Origin of the sequence: Candidatus Hakubella thermalkaliphila (genome assembly GCF_013281975.1) — a bacterium.
Classification (GTDB): Bacteria; Actinomycetota; Humimicrobiia; order Hakubellales; family Hakubellaceae; genus Hakubella; species Hakubella thermalkaliphila.
The window spans coordinates 1-658 of record NZ_BLRZ01000421.1 but is presented as its reverse complement, the minus strand read 5'-3'; the positions used below and the strand labels follow the sequence as shown (position 1 = coordinate 658).

General features: G+C 48.8%; 1 protein-coding gene. It reads left to right on the top strand.

The window, feature by feature from the left end; translation table 11 throughout:
• On the top strand, positions 1-593 hold a 593-nt coding region (locus tag HW443_RS12535), incomplete at its 5' end, for a BTB/POZ domain-containing protein (protein ID WP_176238371.1).
• Between the last annotated feature and the right edge of the window lie 65 nt (positions 594-658).

The window sequence follows — 658 nt, the reverse complement described above, 5'->3', positions numbered from 1 at the left end:
TTCATGGTATTTGGACGCATGGGAGCAAAGAATATTCAGATGAACTGATTCGTTTTGATATAGAAGGGACCAGGTTTGCCGTAAGAAGATGGCACAGTGGAAGTGCCAAACAGGTAGATATAATGAGAGACTCGCCGGCGCTTACCCTTGCAGAGAGGGAGAGTTACTTCCGCGCCCTCCTCAACGCCACTTCCACAGCCCCTCCAGTTGACAAGGCGCCTCAATTAGCAAATATGATGATTGAAATAAGCAGGTATTTCAGTGGGCTATCAAGCACTTACCAAGACAACCATGCTTTCACGCAAACACCTTACAGTTGGGCAAATGACCCTCTGAGGGCATGCAGAAAGACATTCGCACTATACATAACTACTGGAACTAATTTTGGAACAACTACAACCTCTCCGCTTCCTGCTGCATGTTCTCCATTGTTTTATCCAAATGAAGCCCCGTATACCACTGCAGGACTGGCAGGAACCAAGGTAACAGACCCCTTTGCCATAAATACATGCGCGCCATTTAACACAGATCATCATACAACCGCCGGCACTCCTCCAAGGCACAACACGCAACCGGAAGCGGGGAGGCCGTAGTTGGTCCAACATCAGTGCCAGATGCTATGTATAGTGTGGCAGGATTGCTGCAGGCGCTCATGTGG